Here is a 21,754-nt window from a genome sequence, read left to right on the forward strand (position 1 = left end):
CCCTGTGTCATAGCATCAGTCGCCTCACCCGCCGACGAGACTGGCACAGAAGGGATCTTGCGGTGGCCGACGCCGACGACGTACGCCGAGTGGCCCTCGCCCTGCCCGGCACGGTCGAGATCGACAGCGAGGGCTTCGACTTCCGGGTCGGCAACAAGGGCTTCGTCTGGTCATATCCGCAGCGTGAGCCGGGTAAGCCCCGCGTCGTCCGGAGTGACGTGGCAGTTCTCTACGTCGGCGACGAGGCCGAGAAGCAGGCCCTCATCCTGGGCGAACCCGACCTGTTCTTCACGGTCCCGTCCTACGACGGCCTACCGCTGGTGATGTGCCGGCTCCCGGAAGTAACCGTGTCGCGCCTGGAGGAACTGATCACAGACGCCTGGGACATGAGACGCCCACCCGAATAATTCGCAACCGCTGACCACTCCCACCGGAGCGCCGCCGGCCCCCGTAGACCGGCGGCGCTCCGCTTGGTAGTTACCGGCCGAGCAGCCGGTAGCGGCGGATCGCGAGCGGGGCGAAGACCGTGATGAGCGCGAGCGGCCACACCACGGCGAGCAGGACCGCGTTCTCGGCGGGCCAGGCGTCACTGCCCAGCCCCGGGTTGCCGAACAGCTCGCGGGCCGCGGCCACGGTGGCCGAGATCGGGTTCCACTGCGAGACCCCGCCCAGCCAGGCCGGCATCTGCTCCGGCGCCACGAAGACGTTGGACAGCGCGGTCAGCGGGAACGCCAGCGGGAAGACGATCAGGCTGACCGTGTCCGGGTTGGGCACGACGCTGCCGAGAAACATGCCGACCCAGGTCAGGGCCAGCCGCAACAGCAGGATCAGCCCGATCGCGGCGAGCGCGGGCCAGACGCCCCGGTTCGCCTGCCACCCGACCAGCACCCCGCAGACGAGCAGCACGGCCATCTCGATGAGGGCCCGTACGAGATCAGCGGTGCTCCGGCCGACCATGAGCGCGGACCGGGCCGTGGGCATCGACCGGAACCGGTCGACCACGCCGCGGTTGATGTCGAGCGAGATGGCCGTCGCGGTGGCCCCCAGCCCGTACAGCTGGGTCATCACGAACACCCCCGGGAGCAGGAACTCGCGGTAGTCGTCGCCGCCCACAGCCATGCCGCTGCCGAACACGTAGCCGAAGACGAGCGTGAACATGATGGGCAGCGAGAAGTAGATGATGATCTGCTCGGGTTCCCGGACGACGTGCCGCAGGTAGCGACCGGTCATCACCCACCCGTCGGCAAGTGCGGTGGTCATCGGCTCTCCTCGTGCTCGTCGGCGATGGGCCGGCTGGGCGGGCGGCTAATGTCGGCGCCGGGGTGGGTGTTGCCGGCGGTCGGGTGTCCGGTCAGGCGTAGGAAGGCTTCGTCGAGCGTCGGGCGCCGGAGGCCCAGGTCGTCGACCACGATCCCGGCGTCGCGCAACGCCCGGGCCGACTCCACCAGCGCGTCCACCCGGTCGGTGACCGCCACCCGCAGCCGCCGCGTGTCCGGGTCGGCGTCGGCCTGCGCCCCCGCGACCCGGCTCAGCAGCGCGGCCGTGTCGGCCATCCGCCCCGGGTCGCGGATCACGACCTCCAGCCGGTCCGCGCCGATCTCGGCCTTGAGCTCGTCAGGCGTTCCCTCGGCCACGACCCGCCCGGTGTCGACCACCGAGATGCGGTCGGCCAGCCGGTCCGCCTCGTCCAGGTATTGCGTGGTCAGCAGCACGGTCGTGCCCTCCGCGACCAGCTTGCGAACGGTGTCCCAGACCTGGTTTCGGCTGCGCGGGTCGAGCCCGGTGGTCGGCTCGTCGAGGAACAGCACCTGCGGCGCCCGGATCAGGCTGGCCGCGAGGTCAAGCCGTCGCTGCATGCCGCCGGAGTATTCGGTCGCCGACCGGTTGGCCGCCCCGGTCAGGTCGAACTGCTCGAGCAACTCCTCGGCCCGCGCCTTCGCGGCCCGGCGGCCCAGGTGCTGCAGCCGGCCGAAGAGCACCAGGTTCTGCCGCCCGGTGAGCGACCCGTCCAGTGCCGAGTACTGTCCCGTCAGGGCGATCCGATCACGTACCAGTTCCGGTTGCCGGGCCACGTCGGCCCCGGCCACCATGACCCTCCCCTCGTCGAAGCGCAGCAGCGTGGCCAGGATCCGCACAGCGGTGGTCTTGCCCGCGCCGTTGGGCCCGAGCAGCCCGCACACCGTCCCGGCCGGCACCTCCAGCCGGAACCCGTCGAGCGCGGCCACGCCCTTGTACGTCTTGCGCAGCCCCTCGGCCACGATGGCGGTGTCTGTCATAGGGCCGAGCCTGCCGCCGCCCACTGACGACCTGCGCACGAGCCGCTGACCGCTGTGGTTAACCGCCGTCAGCACCCATCCGACCGCCGCGGTGCGTCGCTGCCGTCAGGGACCGGCCGCACCTGTCGGCTGGCCTTCGGCCCGCGGAGCTGCGTCGCCGGGCGGGTGCGGCCCGTTGCTCACCGCCACGAACAGCTCGAACGGCAGCTCCGGATCCGCTTGCACGACCGCCAACCCCACCCACCGCCCGAACTCGGGACACGACCAGGCGAGCATCTCGCCCGTCCAGTTGCCGAAGAACTCGGTCACCGCGTCGTCATGGGCCGGCGGCAGCAGGGAAACAGACTCCGCCGGACCCCACCGCGCGCTCAGTGCCTGGGCGAGCAGGTCGTGTTCGCCTTCGATGGCCTCGCGGGCCGGCCCGACGACGTCTTCGCTGCGGTCCTCCCAGAACTCGGGGCTCGCCGACAATCGGACGACGTGGTGGTCGGCGCCTCCGAATGCGGCCCGCCGCCCGTACGCGGTCTCGGGGAAAGGCTTGCGCAGCAACGCATCCACCGCCGCCTCGTGCTCTGTGATCACCGGTCGCTCCTTCCGCTGGATGGCCGCCACGGTACCGAGTTTGCGGCGCCCCGAAGAGTTGTCCACAATTCCGGGTTGTCCACAGGGGGTCCCGTGAAGATCGCTCGCGATCGGTAGAATCGGCAGTGGCGGGGGACCCCCAAGGGAGGGTGGGCCGTGTAGTCAGGCTCGATCCACTGGGGGTAGGTGGGCAGCCAGATACGGGCCGGTGACGCTGTTCGGATCGGTGGCGACGGCGGCCGGTCTCCCTTCGGCCACGATGCGTCCGCCTTCGGGCCCGCCCGTCGGGCCCATGTCGATGACGTGGTCTGATGCGGCCAGCACGTCCAGGTCGTGGTCGATCACCACGATGGTGGCGCCGTCGTCCAGCAAACGGTCGAAGACGCGCACCAGGGTGCCGATGTCGACCGGGTGCAACCCCGTCGACGGCTCGTCCAGCACGTAGAGCACGTCCCGCTGGCTGCTGCGCAACCGGGCCGCGATGCGTAGCCGCTGCGATTCGCCGCCGGACAGCGCGGGTGTGGGTTCGCCGAGGCGCAGGTAGTCGAGCCCGACGTCGACGATGGGGCGCAGCGGCCGGGCGATCGCGGGCACGGTGGCGTAGCGGTCGAGGGCCTCGCGGACGGTCAGGCCGAGCACGTCGGCGATGGTCAGGTCGTCGACCCGTACGGCCAGGGTCTGCTCGTTGTATCGCGCCCCGTGGCAGGTGGGGCATTCGACGTTGATGTCGGGCAGGTATTGCACGTCGAGGTCGATCGAGCCGAGCCCTGTGCAGGTGGGGCATTGCCCGTCTTTGGTGTTGAACGAGAAGTGGCCGGCGCCGAGGCGGGAGTGGGCGGCGAAGTGCGCACGGATGGCGTCGAAGGCGCCGGAGTACGTCGACGGTGTGGAGCGCGCGTTGAGGCCGATCGGGGTGGCGTCGATCTCCACCACTTGACGCAGCGGGCCCAGGTCGAGCGACTGCACGTGGGCGGGCAGCACCGCGCCGGCCAGCCGGGCCCGGGCCGCGGGGACCAGGCTGTCGAGCACGAGCGCGGTCTTGCCCGCTCCGGACGGGCCGGCCACGCCGGTGAGCCGGCCGATCGGGAAGCGGGCGGTGACGTCGCGCAGGTTGTAGAGGTTCTTGACGGTGAGCGTGACGCGCGAGTCCGGCAGAGCGCGCAATTCGCGCCCGACCGACGCTCGTCCGGCCAGGTACGGCCCGATGATCGATGCCCGCGAGCTCATGATGGCGGCCGGTGTGCCGGTGGCGACGACCGTCCCGCCCAGCCGGCCCGCGCCGGGGCCCATCTCGATGATCCAGTCGGCGGTGCGGATCACGTCCAGGTCGTGTTCGACGATGACCACGGAGTTCCCGTTGGCGGCGAGCGCGCCGATCGTCTTGCGCAGTCCTTCGACGTTGCTCGGGTGCAGCCCGACGGAGGGCTCGTCGAGCACGTACAGCATGCCTGTGGTGTTGGAGCGTACGGTCGATGTCAGTTCGATCCGCTGCCGTTCGCCGGTCGACAGGGTGCCGCCCGCCCGGTCCAGCGCCAGGTAGCCGAGGCCGAGGTCGAGCAGCGGCTGGACGGCGCCGGTCAGTTCGCCGACCAGCCCGGCCGTGAGCCGGCTCAGGGATGACGGCATGAGCGCGGCCAGCCCGCCGGCGAAGTCCGCCAAGTCCGCCAAACCGAGGGAGCTGATCGACGCCAGATTCCGCCCGTCGAGCCGCGACGCCAATGCGGCGGCATTCAACCGGGAGCCCTCACAGAGAGGGCACACTTGTGTGCTCAAGAACCGTGACTTATCGGATTTGAGGGCGGCGGTGACAGCATTGTCGTACGTGACGTTGAGCTGCACCGGCCGTCCGTTCTTGCCCGACACGACAACCAGCTGTTTCACCGGCTCGCCACTCATGACGAGTTCGCGTTCCCGCCGGGAGAGTTCCCCGTACGGCACGTCGAGCCGCACCCCGAGCTCACCCGCCGCGTACATGCTCAGCCGCCGCCCACCCACGTTCCAGGGCAGCACCGCCCCCTCGGCGATCGTCTTGCCCGGGTCCGGTACGAGCGTCGCCTGATCGACTTCGTGCACCGTGCCGATGCCGTCGCAGCGCGGGCACGCCCCGTACGAGTTGAAGGCGAACGATTCGGCCCCCGGCGCCTCGAAGCGCACCCCGCACGTCGGGCACGAGATCTCCATCGCCTGCGTCTCGATCGACGGCGGCACGTCGTGGCCGTTGGGGCAGCGGTGCGTGCCCAGCCGCGACATGGTCAGCCGCAGCACGTTGAGCACCTCGCTCATCGTGCCCACGGTGCTGCGCGGCCCCGGCACGGGCGGACGCTGCCGCAGCGCGAGGGCCGGCGGGAGGTGGTCGATGCGGTCGGCGTCGGGCCGCTGGGCCTGGGTCAGCCGCCTTCTGCTGTACGTGCTCAGGCCCTCCAGGAACCGGTGCAGGCCCTCGGCGTACAGGGTGCCCATGGCCAGCGACGTCTTGCCCGAGCCGGACACGCCCGCGATCACCACCGTGTGCCACAGGGGAATGTCGACATCGAGGTCGCGCAGCGTGTTGTGCCGCACGCCGCGGGCCTCGATGAAGCGGGGCAGGGTGTCCGGCAGTTTCATGATTCAGTTCTAGCCCATGTCGAGCGCCGCCAGGGCTTTCGTGGCCTCGGCCACAGCGTTCGCCCCGTCGGGGCCGCCGGCGTCCGCGGCCACCTTGCGATACCAGCCGGCCGCCTCCGCGGGGTCGCCCAGCGCCTCGGCGGCACGGCCCAGCGCGAGCAAGATGGTCAAGCGGGTGCCGTCGGCCGAGTACCAGCCCGACGGGCATTCGGCCAGCGCGGTCAGGCAGAGGTCGCGGGCCCGGGACGCGTCGCCGCGGCGCAGGGCCAGCCGCCCCTCGGCCACCCGGGCCGCCGCCACCAGCTCGGTCGCGCCGCACTCGGCGGCCAGGCTCATCGCGCGGGCGAAGTCGGCCGCCGCGCCTTCGTCGTCGCCGGTCAGCATGCGCGCGTCGCCGCGGGAGCGCAGCAGGTCGGCCAGGTCGACCGAGGAGCGCAGCTCGGCCGCCAGGCGCAGCGCCTCGTCCATGGGCGCGCGGGCGGCGGCGTGGTCACCGCGGATCACGGCCATCTCGGCGATCCCGGACTGGGCGAGCATCATGCCCCACCGTTCGCCGAGCGCCCGGAAACCGGCCAGGGCCTTCTCGAACTCGGGCGTGGACCGTTCGGGGTGCCCGTCGAACAGGGCCAGCCAGCCGCCGCCGATCGCGGCCAGGGCCTCGCTCCACGGCGATCCGCGGAGCCGGGCCGTCAGCGCGTCCTGCACGTCGAGCAGGTTGCCCTGCAGGTTCGCGGGCGGGCCGGCGGCGACTGCCGACAGATAGAGCAGGAAAGGCTGGGCCGGCGGACGGTCCAGGCCCGAAAGGAACAGGGCGGGATGCAGGCCGGGGACGGGCGGACCGGTCAGCCCCGCGTTGAGCGTGCACAGCACGTACTCCTCGGCCAGCCCGTCCGGCGCGACCGGCCCGACCCGGCCGAGCAGCTCGCGGGCCAGGACCGACGCCTCGCCGCGGGCGCCGCGCAGCCACCAGTAGAACGACAGCGCCGCCACCAGCCGCAGGCCGTCGCTTGCGGGCCCGTGGCGGACCGCGGCGTGCAGGTTGTCGCGGTCGGCGTCGAGCCGGTCGAGCCACGCCAACTGGTCGGGAGTGCGCAAACGGGCATCGGCTTGTTGCGCGAACGAACGGAAGTACGCGGCGTGGGTCTGCACGACGGTGCCGGGTTCGCGCAACTGTTCCGCACAGAACGCGCGGATGGTGGACAGCATGCGGTAGCGCGAACCGTCGCGTTCGATCAGCGACTTGCTGACCAGGCCGTCGAGCACGTCGAGGGTGCCGTCTGCCGGCCCGCACACCTGCTCGATCGCGTCGAGCCCGGCGCCGCCGCGGAACACCGTGAACCGCGCGGCCAGTGTTCGTTCCTGCTCGGTCAGCAGGTCCCAGCTCCAGGCGACGACGGCGCGCAGTGTGCGATGCCGTTCCGCGGCCGTGCTGCTGCCCCGCGAGAGCACCCGGAAGCGGTCGCCGACCCGCCGGGCCAGCTCCTCGACGCCCAGGACGGGCAACCGGGCGGCGGCCAGCTCCACGGCCAGAGGCAAACCGTCCAACGTACGCACGATGTCGCGCACGGCCGGCTCGGTGCTCGCGTCCAGCGTGAACCCGGGCGTCACCTCGGCCGCACGGTCGGCGAACAGCCGTACGGCGGAATCGGCCGGCAACCCCGGGACGAGCCGGCGCACCTCGCCGGTGACGCCGAGGGGCTCGCGGCTGGTGGCCAGAACACGCAGGTCCGGACACCCCACGAGCAACCGGCCGGCCAGGGCGGCCGCCGCCGCGACGACATGCTCGCAGTTGTCCAGCACGAGCAGCACGTCGCGGGTGGCCAGCGCGGCCAGCAGACGCTCGACGGCGTCGGGCCCGTCGCTGCGCCGGTCGAGCAGGGCGGTCTCGCGCAGGCCGAGCGCGTCGGCCACGGCCCGCGGCACGTCGGCCGGGCCGGTGCCCGCCAGCTCGACGAGAACGGCGCCGGTCCGCCGGGCGGCCACCTCGAGCGACAACCGGGTCTTGCCCGCGCCGCCGGGCCCGAGCAGCGTCACCAGACGGGCGGTGCGCAACAACTGCGCAACTTCGGACATGTCCTCGTCGCGGCCCACGAAGCTGGTCAGCGGGGCGGGCAGGCGATTGCCGGCCAGGGGAGCGCCGCGCAGCACCGCGGTGTGCACGGCGGCCAGCTCGGGCGACGGGTCGGCCCCGAGTTCGTCGGCCAGGGTGCGGCGCGCCTCCTCGAAGACGGCGAGCGCCTCGGCCGGCCGTCCACCGGCGACCAGGGCGCGCATGAGCAACGCCCAGGCCCGTTCACGCAACGGCGCCGCGGCCAGCAAAGTGCGCAACTCGTCGACGGCGTCGTCGGACGGTCGCAGGCCCAGGCCGGCGTCGGCCCTGTCCTCCACGGCCTGCCGCCGGCACTCCTCGAGCCGGTCGGCCGCCCCGGCCGCGAAGGGCGCCGAGCGTACGTCGGCCAGGGCCTCACCCCGCCACAACGCGAGCGCCTCGGTCAGCAGCGGGCTCGCCGCGGCGAAGTCGGAGCGGCGCAGCGCGTCGCGCCCCGCCGCGGCCAGCCGGGCGAAGCGGTGCACGTCGACCTCGTCCCGCTCGACGTCGAGCCGGTAACCCGAACCGTCGTACGAGATGGGAATGTCACGCCGGAGCCGGGAGACGCCCGACTGCACCGCGTTGACCGCGCCGGCCGGGGGTTCGTCGCCGTAGACGTCGTCGATGAGCCGGGGCAGCGGCACGGTCCGGCCGGCATCGAGCAGTAAACGCGCAAGAAGCGCACGCTGCCGCGCACCGCCGGTCGCCGCGGACCGGCCGGCCAGCGTCGGACCCAGGACCCCGTACGGCATGGACCTATTGTTCTCGGTGCTCGCCCGCGTGAGCTTCCCGGGCGTCGATGCGGGCGCGGCGTCAAGCGCGCCGGGGCTGTCCTCTCTAAGGTGATCGGCATGCCTGCCTCTCTGAATGCGGACAAGACCAAGTCCGCGTTACGCACCACGGCCGTGTTGTCGGCGCAGACGTTGGTCGTGCTGCTCATGGCGTACGTGCTGCTGTGGGTGATGGGCCGGGCCTGGTCGGTGATCTGGCCGCTGGTGATCGCGCTGCTGATCACCACGTTGACCTGGCCCATCGCTCGCTTCCTGCGCAACCGCTGGAACTGGAAGCCCGCCCTGGCCGCCGGCGTCGTCACCGTGCTGTTCCTGGTGATCATGGCGGGCGTGCTGGTCGTCATCATCGTGCCGGTGGCCAACCAGTCCGGCGAGCTCGCCGACGGCGTGGTCAACGGCATCCAGCAGGTGCGCGAATGGGCGTCCGGCCCGCCGCTCAACTTCGGCGACGACGACATCAGCCAGACGTTCGACACGGTTGTGGCGGAGCTGCAGAGCCGCGCCAGCAGCATCGTCAACTACACCCTGACCGGGCTCAACACCGTGGTCAGCGGCGTGGTGACCACGGTCCTGGCGCTGTTCCTGATGTTCTTCTTCCTCAAGGACGGCCCGCGCTTCCTGCCGTGGCTGGGCCGCCAGCTCCCCGGCCGGCTCGCGACCGACGTCCCCACGGTGATGAGCCGCAGCTGGGACACGCTCGGCGCGTTCGTCCGCTCGCAGGCGTTCGTCGGCCTGCTCGACGCGGTCTTCATCGGCCTCGGCCTGTGGATCGTCGGCGTGCCGCTCGTGCTGCCGCTGGCCGTGCTGACCTTCATCACCGCGTTCATCCCGATCGTGGGCGCGCTCTTCGCGGGCTTCGTGGCCGTGCTGATCGCGCTGGTCACCCAGGGCTGGGTGGACGCGCTGATCGTGCTGGCCATCATCGTGGCCGTGCAGCAGCTGGAGGGCAACGTCTTCCAGCCCATGGTGCAGAGCCGGGGCCTGGGCCTGCACGCCGCGGTGGTCCTGCTGGCCGTGACCCTGGGCGGCGGGCTGGCCGGCATCATCGGCAGCCTGCTGGCCGTGCCGGTGGCCGCCCTGATCTCGGTGGTCTACCGCTACATCCGCGAGCAACTCAGCGACGAGCCGCCGCCGCCCGAGCCGGAGCCCGGACCCGATCATCCTACGGACCCGGCCCCCGACGGTGAACAGCCTTCGATGGTCTGACCAGTCTTCTCCGCAAGGGGCACGTCGTCACGGCGTGCCCCTTTCTCGTCACGCCTTGACAGCTTGGCAACGTTAACGAAATCATTCAGCAACTTCGCTGTCTTGCGAGATTTTCGGACCTAAATTGCAGGCAGTGATCTTCGGCTTGGTGTGTTAACGATAACAAACGCGAGGAGAGCGATGAAGACTCGGCAACGGCTCACCCGCTGGCTGGCCGCCCTCCTCGGCGCGGCTGCCGTCCTGGTCGTGCCCACCCCGGCCAGCGCGGCCACGACCCTCGTCTACGCCACCTTCAAGGGCGACGCCCAGGCCGACGAGGAGCTCTGGCTCTACCAGTCGACCAACGGGGGCACCAGCTACAGCGTGCTGGCCGACACCAACTTCCACGGCCCGACCGGAGTCCTGCGCGATCCGAGCATCCTGAAACACAACGGGCGTTACTACATCGCCTACACCGTGCAGTCCTGGACGACCAACTCCACCTACTTCAACGTCGCCAGCAGCACGAACCTGACCACCTGGACGAACGTCGCCAGCATCCCGTCGGGCATCGCGAACACCCGCTTCACGTGGGCGCCCGAGTTCTCCGTCGAAGGTGGCACGGTCCGCATCATTACCAGCGTCGCCGCCACCACGTGTGCCAACTGCTTCCGCCCGTACGTCTACACCGCCCAGAACACCGCCCTCACATCCTGGAGCGGGCCGGCGCAGATGTGGGGTCTCGGAACCAACCACATCGACACGTACGTCGTGAAGTCCGGCAGCACCTGGCACGCGTTCACCAAGGACGAGACCAGCAAATACATCGAGCACTGGACGACCACGGCCGGCCTGACCACGGGCTGGATCAACCGCGGCCGCCTGTGGTCGTCCGGCTACGAGGGACCCTCGCTGGTCCGGCTCGACGACGGCAGCTGGCGCATCTACGTGGACCGCTACAGCACCGGTGGCGGCATCTACACGGCCACCAGCACCGACCTCACCACGTGGACCGGCCTGAGCCCCGTGAGCTGCTCCGGCTGCCGCCACGGCACGGCCATCCCCAAGTAACCCCCGTCGCCCCCACGGAGATGTCGATGAAGCGTCGCACCCTGTTCACCGCGGCCGGAGCCGCCGGCGTCGGAGCGCTCCTGCGGCCCGGCGCCGCGCAGGCCGCCACCTACACCGGCTACGCGATGGCCTACTTCACCGAGTCGCCCACCATGGCCGCCGCAAGCTACAACGTGCACCTGGCGGTCAGCTCGGACGGCCTCAACTGGACGCCGCTCAACCAGAACAACCCCGTCGCCGACCCCACCCAAGGCAGCGGCGGCCTGCGCGACCCGTTCATCCTGCGCAGACAGGACGGCACGTTCGTCGTGATCGCGACCGACCTGAACGGCACCGACTGGGCGTACCAAAGTCAGTACCTGCACGTCTGGGACTCGGCCGACCTGCGCTCGTTCCGCAACTACCGGCTGCTCAAGGTGCACTCGCTGGCCACCCACGCGTGGGCGCCCGAGGCCGTCTGGGACCCCGCGCGCGGGCAGTACGCCGTCGTCTACTCGGCGGTCGTCGGCGGCCACAACGTCCTGATGGTCAGCTACACGAGCGACTTCGTCACCGCGACCACCGGTCAGGTGTTCTTCGACCCCGGCTACGACGCGATCGACGGCAACTTCGTCACCGTCAGCGGAGTGAACTACATGTACTACAAGAACAACACGAACAGCACGCTGCTGGGCACCCGCTCATCATCGTTCAACCCCGGCAGCTTCAGCGTCTACACCGGCGCGATCGGCCCCGGCCGCGGCGTCGAGGCCCCGCAGATCGTCAAATCCAACACCGCCAACCTGTGGCACATGTGGGGCGACACGTGGAGCCCGAACGGCCGCTTCTTCTGCTGGCAGACCACCGACGTGGCCGGCGGTTCCTGGTCGCTGCTGAACGACCGCTCCTACACCCAGCCGCTCAACTCCAAGCATCTGGGCATCACGCCGATCACCGCGTCCGAGCTTTCCGGTCTGCTTTCGGCGTACGGAACCCCGTCGTGGCGCCGGATCAAGTCGTACAACTTCCCGGACCGTTATGTGCGCCACGCCAACGGCGCCGCCCGCATCGACGTGTACCCCTTCGACCCGTACCAGGATCAGCTCTGGACCCTGGTGCCCGGCCTGGCCGACTCGGCGGGCGTGTCGTTCCGCTCGGTCAACTATCCCGACCGCTACCTGCGCCACTCCAACTACGCGATGGTGCTCGCCGCGAACGACGGCACGGCCACCTTCCGCGCCGACGCCACGTTCCACCAGACCGCCGGTCTCGCCGACACCTCGTGGACGTCCTTCCGCTCGCACAACTTCCCCGACCGCTACCTGCGCCACTCCGGCTACGCCCTGCGCATCGACCCGATCACGAGCAGCTCCGCCACAACCGACAAGCAGGACGCCACGTTCCGCATCGGCTACTAGGGGCGGCCGAGCCCGATCGCTGCCCCATGCCGGCCGAAGACCAACCAGCCCACCAGGAATCCCCGCACAGCGCCCCGCCTTGTGTCGCAGTCCTACGACGGCACGTCCCCACACGTCGGCCGCCGCGGCGTGCGGCACCACGGTTCACCGACCGGCGCGCCGAGGTGGCCCGTCCATTCCCCACGCCCACGAACGCTCACCCGGTGGCCTGACGCTGCCGTCGTCACCCTGCACCAAACGGCCTGCACACCATCCCCGCCACCCGCCCAGTCCGCGCCACCCTTCGCGCACGCTGCGCCCCCTTTGCTCAGTCCGCGCCATCGCCCACGCGGTCTGCGTCTTTGTTCGCTCAGCCCGCGCAGTGCTGGCCATCGTCTGCGCGCTCAACGCCGCCCCCGCGCATGCTGCGCCGCCTTCGCTCAGTCCGCGCCATCGCCCGCGCGGTCCGCGTCATTGTCGGCGCAGTGTTCGGTGGCGACTGCGCGCCCAACGCCGCTTCTTGCGCACTTAACGCCGTCGCTCTCTCGGTCTGCGCCGCTTGTCCCGGTGATCTGGGCGGTCTGTGCCGTCTCTCGGGCATTCAGCGTCAGCGCTGGCGGTCGCGGCACTCGTTGCGCGGTCTGCGTAGTTGCGTCGACCGCGCGCTCAATGCCGCCGCTTGTGCGCTCGGCGCCGCCGTCTGCGCAAGGTGCCTTGCCGCCTGCGGGGGATCGTGTGGATGCGGATGCGTGGTTGTCGGCCGGAGCCGGCCTGGTGCGCCGGGCGGCCCCGTCCCGGTTGCGGGGCCTCACGGTGGGCCGGGCGCGGCGCTACGACGGTGAGCGGGTGTGCCCGGGGGCGACGGAGGCGTGAAACCGGTCGGCGGCTTGGGGACACGTGGTGATCGACGAGGACCGGCGGCTCACCGAGATGGACTGGCGGACGGTGGTGCGGGAAGAGTGAGTGGCCCCCACGCCGGGTCGGGGTGGAAGCGGGTGTGGGTGCCGTCGAACGGGAACGCGCCCGCCTCGGCCAGCTCGATCAGGTGCTCGCCGGTGGCTCGGATCTCGGCTGCGGCCGCGCTGTCGAAGTACTGGGGGTGGCCGATGCGGGCGGCGAACTCGTCGTCGTCCTTCCACGTCCAGCCGCGGTCGGGGTCGATCACCACGTCGAGCACGTGATCGGTGGTGTCGACGCCGTCGGCGCGCCTGGTGATGGGCGATTCGAGGTTGACGTACCAGCCGTGGAACGTGCCGGCGCGGAAGAACCACCACACCGAGTACGCCGCGCCGGGCGGCATCAGCACCAGGATGTCGTTGTCGCGGAACCGGTCGCGCTCGAGGGCCGGTGCGCGCATCTCGTCGAGCGCGACGTCGTGCAGGGTCCGCCCGTCGGCGTCGCGCATCAAGGCGATCTCGCTGCCGGCCGCCATCCACAGCAGCAGCCCCGCGTCGTCGTCGGCGACCACGATCATCGGCTTGACGAACGTGTTCCGCCCGTCCCGCCAATACCTGCGCAGCACGATCTGTCCGGGAGTGAACGGCATGGCGTGACAGTAGCCGCCCGGCATCACCTGACGGCGAAAGGGCGACGAAGGGGCGGGCCCCGTACGGGACCCGCCCTTTCACCCGTTGCTCAGCTTGCCGTGCAGGTCAGCGTGGGCACGCTGTTCGTTCCGTTCCACGAGCCGAGGAAGCCGAACTGGGTCGACCCACCGGCGGCCAGGTTGCCGTTGTAGCTGACGTGGCGCGCCGTCACGGCCGTCCCGCTGCTGGTCACGGTGGCGTTCCACGCCTGCGACACGGTTTGCCCGTTCCCGTACGTCCAACTGACCGTCCAGCCCTTGATCGCGCTGGTGCCCGCGGTCACCTTGACGTCCGCTTGGAAACCGCCACCCCACTGTCCGGTCACCGCGTACGTCGCCGAGCAGGCGCCGGTCGGCGGGGGCGGTGTGGTCGGTGACGGTGTCGGCGTGGGTGTCGGCGAGTCCGTCGGGCCCGGGGGCGGTGACGTCGGCGTACCACCGAAGATCGTGGCCTGCTTGGCCGTGGCTTTGAGGCCGTTCGGGCCGTTCACGATCCGCTGACCCCACGTGGTGAGCTGAGTGGCGTCGAAGTTGGTCGTCATGTCGAGGACCGGGTCGGTGTTGCCCGACCACGACCAGCCCAGATAGCCCAGGTTGCGCTTGACCGCCTCGGACAGGATCGTCGCGTCGTCCACCTCTCCCGACGCGAACTGCCACCCGAATTCGCCGATGACCAGCGGCCAGCCCTTGCTCTCGAACGTGTTCAGGTAGTTCACGATCGAACTGGCCGTGTTGAACACCGCGTACATGTGAATCGACAGCACCGTGTTCTTCCTCGAGTCCGCATCGAGGATGGTCTGGCCGTTGTCGCGCATCACGTACGTCCAGTCCTGGCCCCAGTTGGGCGCGTCGACCATCAGCAGGTGCTCGAAACCGTTCGTGCGCATCTTCTTAATCGCGGCCACCGTCGCCGCCGTCCACTGGCCCGGGTCGGTGTTGCCGATCGGCTCGTTGCCGATGTTGACGACGACGTAGTCCTCCTGGCCGACCAGCACACTTTTCAGGCCGATCCAGTAGTTGGCCGCCTGGTCGAGCGTGTACGCGGCGCCGTCCTCGCCGTACCCGGTCGTGTCGTGGTTCTCCAGGACGCAGATCAGCTTGTTCTGTTTGCACAGCGCGATGACGTTCGTGACGTCGGCCGCCGTGTTCGCCGTCCAGCGCCCACCGCTGAGCACCACCCGTACGGTGTTGGCCCCGGCCGCCTTGATGTCGGCGAACGAGCCCGTCCGGTTCGTGTACCAGGTGTGCGCGTGGTTGACGCCGCGCATGACGAACGTCGACCCGTTCGCTTCGACGATGTTACGGCCGACGATGTGCAGCCCCGTAGCCGCGTACGCGGGCCCGGTGAAGAACAGAACAGATGCGGCGGCGGCGAGCAGAGCGCTGGCGAGGACGGTGAGTTTCCTCTTCATGACCTACCTCAAAGTGGGGGACGTGACGTAACGTCAGCGCGCCCACTATGCGGTCTCACCGGTTCTACCAGGAGTTTTGCCCCCGCCGGTGCAGCGCATCGCGCCGTTCACCGCTGTCACGCCCGGCCCGGTACGGCCGGCGCGCAGCTGCGGTCACCACACCGTAATCCCCGCCGCACGCCATCGCAATCGATCGATGCCTATACCCTTGACCGCATGATCGACTCCGTGGCCGCGGCCCACGTCAACACGCTGGTCGACTTCTGCGCGATGCGCGACGTGGACGATCTGACGCGCGAAGCCGTCGAGTCCGCGGCGGGCGGCCCCGTGGACGTCGCCGTCCTGTACGGCGGAAGCATCCTCGCCGGCGCCGACGTCTTCGCCCGCATCGCCACCGCCGGTCTGGCCCGCCACTACATGATCGTGGGTGGCCAGGGCCACTCCACCGACGTCCTGCGCCGCGCACTTGCCGGGCCGGACGTCGACGCCCGATCGGAAGCGTCCCTGTTCGACCAATACCTGCGCGACCGCCACGGCATCGCCGTCGACCTGCTGGAACACGAATCGACCAACTGCGGCAGCAACGTCCGCAACACCTTGACCCAGCTCGCGGCGGCCCGCCTCCCGCACCGGCGCATCCTGATCGTGCAGGACGCCTCGATGCAGCGACGCATGGACGCCGGTTTCCGGCTGCACGCCCCCGACGTGCGGATCGTCAACTACGCCGCCCACCGCACCCACATCGATCTCGTCGACGGCGAGCCGGCCTTCGCGAACCCGCCGATCGGCATGTGGTCGCCGGACCGCTACGTGTCCCTGCTCATGGGCGAGATCCCCCGCCTCGCCGACGACGAGAACGGCTACGGACCTCGCGGCCGCCACTTCATCGCGCACGTGGACGTCCCTACCGCGGTCACCGACGCCTACCGAGCTTTGCGGGCAGCCGGGGCCGGCACGCCCCGTGCCGCCGACGATCGCTGGTCCGATTCCTGATCCCGTACGGCGAAACGGTCCGCGCAGCCCGCGAGTGCGGGTCGTGCTCAGTCGGTCTCGGCTGTGGCCGGGGTGAGCAGGCCGGCGAACGGGTCCGGAAGGGTGCGCCAGGCATCTTCGCCCGCGGAGAGTTCGGTGTCGTCCAGCAAACAGGCGGTCAGGCGGCGGCTCGTTCGGTCGACGTCCATGTTCAGGCCCACCAGCGAGAGGACCGTCTGGCGGTCGCCGTAGTACGGGTCCCAGCCGACGTCGGCGGCCAGGCGGCGCAGGCCGTTCGCCTCGGGCCAGCGGTCCTCCGGCAGGGCGGCCAGCCAGCGTCCCAGGCCGCCGAGCACGATGCCGCCGCCGGCGGACTCCCAGCCGATCACGGTGTCGGGCTGGCTGGCGATCCAGGTCTGGCCGCGACCGCGCAGGGCCTCGCCGGCGATCGAGGCCAAGGCCTCGTGCAGGCGGGCGGGGTGGAACGGGCGGTGGCTGCGGAACAGCATCGCGTTCACGCCGTACTCGCCGTCGGGGTCGTGGATGCCGATCGGGAAGCCGCACATCGCGCGGGTCAGGATGCCCGGCACGCCCGGATCGTGCCGGTCGCGCTGCCGCAGCGAGGCCGACAGCGCCGTGACGTTGATCGACGGGGTCGAGCCGACCCGGACGTGCACGGCCCACGGCGCGAGCCGGTGCAACAGCGAGTCGACCCGCCCGGTCGTGAACGGGTCGTTGCCGGGGCGGTCCCAGACCAGCAATGTGTCGGCGAACTCGATCTGCCGGCTGACCACGTCGGCCACCCGGCGGCGATCATTGCCGGACGAGTGCAGTCCACGGTCGCGCAACCGCTCAGCACTGGACAGGTCGTCGAGCACCGACGCCGCCTCGACGACGGTCACGAACGAATCGAAACGGACAGCTTCGCTCACCGCGGGCGACGCCGCACACGCCGCGGCCAGTGCCTCCGGCTCCACCACGGCGGGCAGGGCCAGCACGATGTCGCGACCCGGGCGGTCCCGAGCCAGCCGTACGAGGGCGGGCAGCACATCCTCGCGAAGTGTGCAGGAAACGCAGCCGTGCACGAGCCGGGTCTGCGCGTTCTCGAGCACTCGCGCAGCATCGCGCACACTGCGCCGGACGACCCCGTCCCGTACGCCGGAAAGGTCGTGGCTCAGAAGCACCAGCGCCGGATCGGCCAGCAGGAGCACCCGCGCGGCTGCGGCCGTGGCCGCCGACGAGAACCCGGCCAGAACGGTCACCCGAGGACGTGAATCGGTCATGTCCTCATCTTGTTGGAAACGATTCCCATTAGCAAGAGGCGCGCCCGGAGATCTCCCGGAGGAGGATCCGCCGGCACGGGCGGATTGGCGTCGTGAAGGCCGTCCTGCATTGCCGGGGCCCACCCCGGCCTGGGAGAAAGCCGGAATCTCTGGGAACCTCGCACGGTGCGAGTGCGTGTATCGGGCATGGTGGTTCCGACTATGTCCCCGGCAGAGCCCCGCGCGGCCGACCAGACCCGCGAGTTCGAGGCGTTCTACCGGGCGCACGTCGACCGGATATATCGCGCGCTCGCGGTCACTCTGCGCCGCGACGAGCTGGCGCAGGAGGCCGTCGACGAGGCCATGGCCCGCGCCTACGCGAAGTGGTCGACGGTGGCGACGCTCGACAACCCGGCCGGTTGGGTCTTCCGGGTCGGCCTGAACTGGGCCACCTCGTTCTGGCGCAAGCTGCGCCGGGAGACGCCACCGATCGACGGGCTGGACCATCCGGTGGCCGACGCGACCCCCGACGGCACGTTGCTGGCCCTGGCCGCGCTGCCGTTGCCGCAACGAGCGGTCATCACGTGCCGCATTCTGCTCGATCTGTCCACCGCCGAGACGGCCGAAGCCCTCGGGCTGAGCGAGGGAACGGTCAAGAGCCGCCTCTCCCGCGGGCTGGCCGCCCTGCGCACCGAGCTGAGCACCGAGGAGTGAGCATGGACCGAATTCCGTCAAGCGTCGAGGTCGCGGTGCGCTCCGCGGGGAAAAACAGGCTCCCGTACGCGGGGGAGCTGCCGGACATCTACCGCCGGGCCCGCCGCCGTCGCACCCGGCGACGGGCCGCCGTTGCCTTCACCGCTGTCGCCGTGGCGGCCGGGCTCGTCGGCGGCGGGCTGGCCGTGCGGCAGCAGCGGCCCGACATCCAGCCTGCCGTCGCGGTCACCCCGACCGGACCGGCTCAGCGCCTCATCCTCACCATGGCCTCCGGCGCGTTCACCACGGCCCAGCAGACCGACCCGATCCAGCTCCGCGGCGACCTGGCCGTCGGCGAGCTGACCCCGGAGGGAAAAATCGTCCCGCATCCCGTCAGCGGGACTGACGACACGTCGAAGGCGATCCTGCTGCCCGACGGGCGCATGGTCTCGCTCGGACCGGTCGCCGGCCGCGAGATGCTGCTCTCGGTCGAACAGCCCGGCGGCGACCTGGTGCAGCGCGACATCCAGCAGGACCATGAGCCGGTCGCCCTGGTCGCGGCGACCGGCACCACAGCGTATCTGTGGCGCCCACCCGGCCTCGTCGAGCACGATCTGGCCGGCGGGCTCGAACGGCTGGTCATCCAGTCGATGAGCGATCCCCCGAGCCGCACGCTGCCCGCCCTCGACGGTTCCGACGTGGTGGGGGACAGGCTGGTCACGGCCGAGTCGCCGCGCTCGTGCCGTCCGCTGCTGCTCGACCTGCGGTCCTTGTCGGCGCTGCGGGAGCTGCCGGTGACCGGCCTGGGCTGCCGGAAGGTGATCGGTCTGCGGCTGTCGCCGTCGACCGGGCGTGTCGCGGTGGCCTACCAGAAGAAGGGCGCCGTACGGGTGGCCGTGCTCAGCACCGAGGACGGCACGATCCTGGCCGATCGACCGGCGGCCACGGCCGACGGCGCAGCGGGCCAGGTGATCGTCGACATGGCGTGGCTGGACGAGCGGAACGTCCGTGCGGTGGCCGTACCGAGCGCTCCAGGGGCGCACCTGCTGAAGCCGATCACGATTGCCACCTGAACGACGGCGCCCACCAGTTCGCGCGTCCGGCCAGGCGCATGAGCGACGGAACGAGCACCCCGCGGATGATCTTGGCGTCCACGACGATCGCCACCGCGGTGCCCACCCCGATCATCTGCAGATACATGACCTCGCCGGTCGCGTAGAGGGAGAACGAGACGGCCAGGATCGCGGCGGCCGCGGTGACCAGTGGGGCACTGCGCTGCAGTCCTTCGAGCACCGAGCGGGTGTTGTCGCCCGTACGGTCGTAGCGCTCCTTGATCCGCGAGAGCAGGAACACCTCGTAGTCCATGGACAACCCGTAGGCGACGCAGAACATCAGGATCGGGAACGCTGGATCGAGCGTGCCGATCGGGGTGAAGCCGAGCACGTTCGCGAACGCGCCGTTCTGGAAGACCGTCACCAGCACCCCGAACATCACGGTCAGGCTGAGCAGGTTGAGCACCGTCGCCTTGAGCGGGATGAGCAGACTGCGCGCCATCGCGAACAGGACGGCGAACGAAATGGCCAGGATCATGGCCGCCACGATCGGGATCCGGCTCGTCAGCGCGGCGCGGAAATCGCTCAGTTCGGCCGGGAAGCCGCCCACGATCGCCTCCGGGGCCAGCGCCCGCACGTGCTCGACCAGTTCGGGAACGTCGGTGCCGGCGAGCGCAGCCCGGGTGGGGACTGCTTCCAGCCGTACGGTGGAAGGGCTGATCAGGGCGGCCGGATCGGCGAACGGCTGCTGCCGGGCCCCCGCGGCGTAAACCCCGGTCGGCGCGTTGACTTGGGCGATGCCCGGAACCCGGGAGAGCGCGGTGGCGAGCGGCGCCGAGTCCCCGGCCGGCACGATGACTTGCAGAGCATCGCTGGGCTCGTACGGGATGGTGGCTCGTAACAGGTCGGACGTCTGCCGGGTGGACGCCGTGGGCGGCAGCACCCGGTCGTCGGGCAGGCCGATCCGCAGGCCCAGGGCGGGCGCGCCGAGCACCCCGACGAGCACCAGCCCGGCCGCGGCGAACAGAACGGGACGGCGCATCACGCGCGTACCGAGCCGATACCAGAAGCCGTGGTGGTTCACCGGTGGCGGATTGCGGCGCAAGGTGCGCGGACCGAGCACTCCCAGCGCGGCCGGCAACACGGTCAGTGCGCCGAGCACGGCCATGACGACGACGAGCACGCCCGCGTAGGCGAACGAGCGCAGGAACGGGAACGGGAAGACGAACAGCGCGGACAGCGAGGCCGCGACCGTGAGCCCGCTGAACACGACCGTGCGGCCCGCCGTGCGTACGGTGATCGCGGTGGCCTCGCCGGCGGTGGCACCGCGGGTCAGCTCCTCGCGGAAGCGCGCAATCATGAACAACCCGTAGTCGATGCCCAGGCCTACGCCCATGACGAGCGTGATGTTGGCGGCGAACGTCGACACCTCGGTGAAGCGCGCAACCACGCGCAACAGGGCGAGCGTGGTGAACACCGAGAACAAGCCGACCCCGAGCGTCAGCAACGCCAGCCGCACCCGCCGGTACAGAAAGATCAGGAGTGCGAGCATGAGCGGCACGATCAACGCCTCCGCCCGCAAGAAGTCCGAAGCTGCGCGTTCGCTCACCTGACTCGACACGGCCTCGCCGCCCCCGACACGCACGGCGATCGGGCCCCGGTCCGCCGTGTACGAGGGCAGGACGTGCCCGCGGATCCAGGCCCGCGCGGTGGTGGCGTCACCCTCGACGTGCGCGAGGATGACCGCGAAGTGCCCGTCCGGGCTGCGCATCGTCGGGTCGCCGCCGCGCGACCAGTACGACCAGACGTCGGCCACGCGCTCCTCGCCGGCCAGCCGGGCCTCCACCCGCCCGGCCGCCGCCCGCACTTCCGGACCGTCCACAGTGGACGAAGACTCGACCAGCAGGACCAGGTTGGCGTTACCGGTGGCGAAGTCGCGAGCCAGCACCTCCTGAGCCCGTACGGACTCGGTGCCCGGAGCCTCCCAGCGGCTCAGCACGAAGGAGTTCAGAGCGCCCGCGGCCACGGCGGCGCAGGCGAGGGTGATCAGCAGTCCGAGAACGAGAATCAAGCGACGGTGCCGGAAGATCGGCATGTTAGCCTCTCCGAGTCACGGAAATACGAGCGACTGTTCGTGTTCCGGAGATTACGAGTCATCGCTCGTATTCGTCAAGGGGGTGGGGCAGTGCCGTCTGTGCGCCGGCAGGCCCGCGGCGAGCGCCGCATCACCGACATCCTGGACGCGACGCTGGCCCTGTTCGCCGAACTCGGCTACGAGAAAACCTCGACGAACGCGATCGCCGCCCGGGCCGGCATGTCACCCGGTTCGCTGTACCAGTACTTCCCGAACAAGGAGGCCATCGCCGAGGCCCTGTCGCAGCGGCTGGTCGACGAGCTGCGCGCGGCCCACGCGGCCGCGTTCGGCGAGGCCGACGTCATGGGAATGCCCCTGCCCGATCTGATCTCGCGCGTGGTCGACCCGCTGGTCGCCTTCAACGTCACCCACCCGGGCGCGAAAGCCCTCCTCGGCAACACCGCGATGCCGGCCGCGCTGGCCGCCGGGAGCCGCCCGCTGCAGTCCGCCGTGACGGGCCGCGTCGCCGCGATCATCCGGGCCCGCTCCCCGCACCTGCCCGATGCGGACGCCGACCGCGCGGCAATGGTCGCCGTCCAGATCGTGGCCGCCCTGATGGGCCCTATCGTGATCGCCGAAGGCGACGAACGCGCAGCTTTGATCACCGAACTGAAACGCGCCCTGACCGGCTATTTGCAACCGTTGACCGAATAGGTGCCGAATGGCGACA

At 70.6% G+C, this 21,754-nt stretch carries 17 protein-coding genes; 8 read left to right on the top strand and 9 right to left on the bottom strand.

Translation table 11 applies throughout. The features are described from left to right. Positions 1 to 62 precede the first annotated feature (62 nt). Positions 63 to 407, top strand: a complete 345-nt coding sequence (locus tag BKA14_RS06275; protein ID WP_184949969.1) for an MmcQ/YjbR family DNA-binding protein — start codon at positions 63 to 65, stop codon at positions 405 to 407. A 70-nt stretch (positions 408 to 477) separates the two neighbouring features. Here BKA14_RS06275 and BKA14_RS06280 read toward each other — a convergent pair whose 3' ends face one another. The 5 genes from BKA14_RS06280 to BKA14_RS06300 all read right to left on the bottom strand — a co-directional run bounded on the left by BKA14_RS06280 (position 478) and on the right by BKA14_RS06300 (position 8,303). Beyond that, complete coding sequence (locus BKA14_RS06280; protein ID WP_203721979.1) at positions 478 to 1,260, bottom strand: ABC transporter permease; 783 nt, start codon at positions 1,258 to 1,260, stop codon at positions 478 to 480. Further along, positions 1,257 to 2,276, bottom strand: a complete 1,020-nt coding sequence (locus tag BKA14_RS06285) for an ATP-binding cassette domain-containing protein (RefSeq protein WP_184949970.1) — start codon at positions 2,274 to 2,276, stop codon at positions 1,257 to 1,259. The genes BKA14_RS06280 and BKA14_RS06285 overlap by 4 nt, the downstream gene beginning before the upstream one ends. A gap of 105 nt (positions 2,277 to 2,381) precedes the next feature. Further along, positions 2,382 to 2,858 (bottom strand): hypothetical protein, encoded by a 477-nt coding sequence (locus BKA14_RS06290; protein ID WP_184949971.1) that lies wholly within the window; start codon positions 2,856 to 2,858, stop codon positions 2,382 to 2,384. A 162-nt stretch (positions 2,859 to 3,020) separates the two neighbouring features. Then, positions 3,021 to 5,462, bottom strand: coding sequence for an excinuclease ABC subunit UvrA (locus tag BKA14_RS06295; RefSeq protein WP_184949972.1), 2,442 nt, complete (start codon positions 5,460 to 5,462; stop codon positions 3,021 to 3,023). A gap of 9 nt (positions 5,463 to 5,471) precedes the next feature. After that, the gene (locus BKA14_RS06300; RefSeq protein ID WP_184949973.1) at positions 5,472 to 8,303 is read right to left on the bottom strand and encodes an ATP-binding protein; all 2,832 of its coding nucleotides are present in this window, start codon (positions 8,301 to 8,303) and stop codon (positions 5,472 to 5,474) included. Positions 8,304 to 8,402: 99 nt separating this feature from the next. Between BKA14_RS06300 and BKA14_RS06305 the strand changes: the two genes are divergently transcribed. The 3 genes from BKA14_RS06305 to BKA14_RS06315 all read left to right on the top strand — a co-directional run bounded on the left by BKA14_RS06305 (position 8,403) and on the right by BKA14_RS06315 (position 11,995). Then, entirely contained in the window at positions 8,403 to 9,548 is a 1,146-nt protein-coding gene (locus BKA14_RS06305) for an AI-2E family transporter (RefSeq protein WP_184949974.1), read from the top strand. A 180-nt stretch (positions 9,549 to 9,728) separates the two neighbouring features. Beyond that, the gene (locus BKA14_RS06310) at positions 9,729 to 10,598 is read left to right on the top strand and encodes a family 43 glycosylhydrolase (protein WP_184949975.1); all 870 of its coding nucleotides are present in this window, start codon (positions 9,729 to 9,731) and stop codon (positions 10,596 to 10,598) included. A 26-nt stretch (positions 10,599 to 10,624) separates the two neighbouring features. Then, on the top strand, positions 10,625 to 11,995 hold the full coding sequence (locus BKA14_RS06315; RefSeq protein WP_184949976.1) for a glycoside hydrolase family 43 protein: 1,371 nt from the start codon (positions 10,625 to 10,627) through the stop codon (positions 11,993 to 11,995). A 901-nt stretch (positions 11,996 to 12,896) separates the two neighbouring features. Here the strand turns inward: BKA14_RS06315 and BKA14_RS06320 are convergent. Both BKA14_RS06320 and BKA14_RS06325 read right to left on the bottom strand, forming a co-directional pair. Further along, positions 12,897 to 13,520, bottom strand: a complete 624-nt coding sequence (locus BKA14_RS06320) for a ribonuclease FAU-1 family protein (RefSeq protein ID WP_184949977.1) — start codon at positions 13,518 to 13,520, stop codon at positions 12,897 to 12,899. 89 nt (positions 13,521 to 13,609) lie between these two features. Further along, positions 13,610 to 14,971 (bottom strand): cellulase family glycosylhydrolase, encoded by a 1,362-nt coding sequence (locus tag BKA14_RS06325; RefSeq protein ID WP_184949978.1) that lies wholly within the window; start codon positions 14,969 to 14,971, stop codon positions 13,610 to 13,612. A gap of 216 nt (positions 14,972 to 15,187) precedes the next feature. Between BKA14_RS06325 and BKA14_RS06330 the strand changes: the two genes are divergently transcribed. Next, entirely contained in the window at positions 15,188 to 15,964 is a 777-nt protein-coding gene (locus BKA14_RS06330; protein ID WP_184949979.1) for an ElyC/SanA/YdcF family protein, read from the top strand. A 47-nt stretch (positions 15,965 to 16,011) separates the two neighbouring features. On the opposite strand, the gene BKA14_RS06335 is transcribed toward BKA14_RS06330, so the two are convergent. Then, positions 16,012 to 17,226, bottom strand: a complete 1,215-nt coding sequence (locus tag BKA14_RS06335; protein ID WP_184949980.1) for a GTP-binding protein — start codon at positions 17,224 to 17,226, stop codon at positions 16,012 to 16,014. Positions 17,227 to 17,427: 201 nt separating this feature from the next. On the opposite strand from BKA14_RS06335, the gene BKA14_RS06340 reads away from it, so the two are divergent. Together BKA14_RS06340 and BKA14_RS06345 are read left to right on the top strand one after the other, a co-directional pair. Continuing rightward, positions 17,428 to 17,919: an RNA polymerase sigma factor gene (locus tag BKA14_RS06340; protein WP_239092446.1), complete on the top strand. Its 492-nt coding sequence runs from the start codon at positions 17,428 to 17,430 to the stop codon at positions 17,917 to 17,919. A gap of 2 nt (positions 17,920 to 17,921) precedes the next feature. After that, on the top strand, positions 17,922 to 18,971 hold the full coding sequence (locus tag BKA14_RS06345; protein WP_184949982.1) for a hypothetical protein: 1,050 nt from the start codon (positions 17,922 to 17,924) through the stop codon (positions 18,969 to 18,971). Here the strand turns inward: BKA14_RS06345 and BKA14_RS06350 are convergent. Continuing rightward, positions 18,955 to 21,021 carry an MMPL family transporter gene (locus BKA14_RS06350; RefSeq protein ID WP_221477232.1) on the bottom strand — a complete coding sequence of 689 codons (2,067 nt, stop codon included), beginning with the start codon at positions 21,019 to 21,021 and terminating at the stop codon, positions 18,955 to 18,957. The two genes, BKA14_RS06345 and BKA14_RS06350, sit on opposite strands and share 17 nt — an antisense overlap. A 114-nt stretch (positions 21,022 to 21,135) precedes the next feature. Here BKA14_RS06350 and BKA14_RS06355 point away from each other — a divergent pair, with 114 nt between their 5' ends. Beyond that, entirely contained in the window at positions 21,136 to 21,738 is a 603-nt protein-coding gene (locus tag BKA14_RS06355; RefSeq protein WP_203721978.1) for a TetR/AcrR family transcriptional regulator, read from the top strand. Positions 21,739 to 21,754 lie beyond the last annotated feature (16 nt).

The sequence above is a fragment of the Paractinoplanes abujensis genome (assembly GCF_014204895.1).
Taxonomy (GTDB): domain Bacteria; phylum Actinomycetota; class Actinomycetes; order Mycobacteriales; family Micromonosporaceae; genus Actinoplanes; species Actinoplanes abujensis.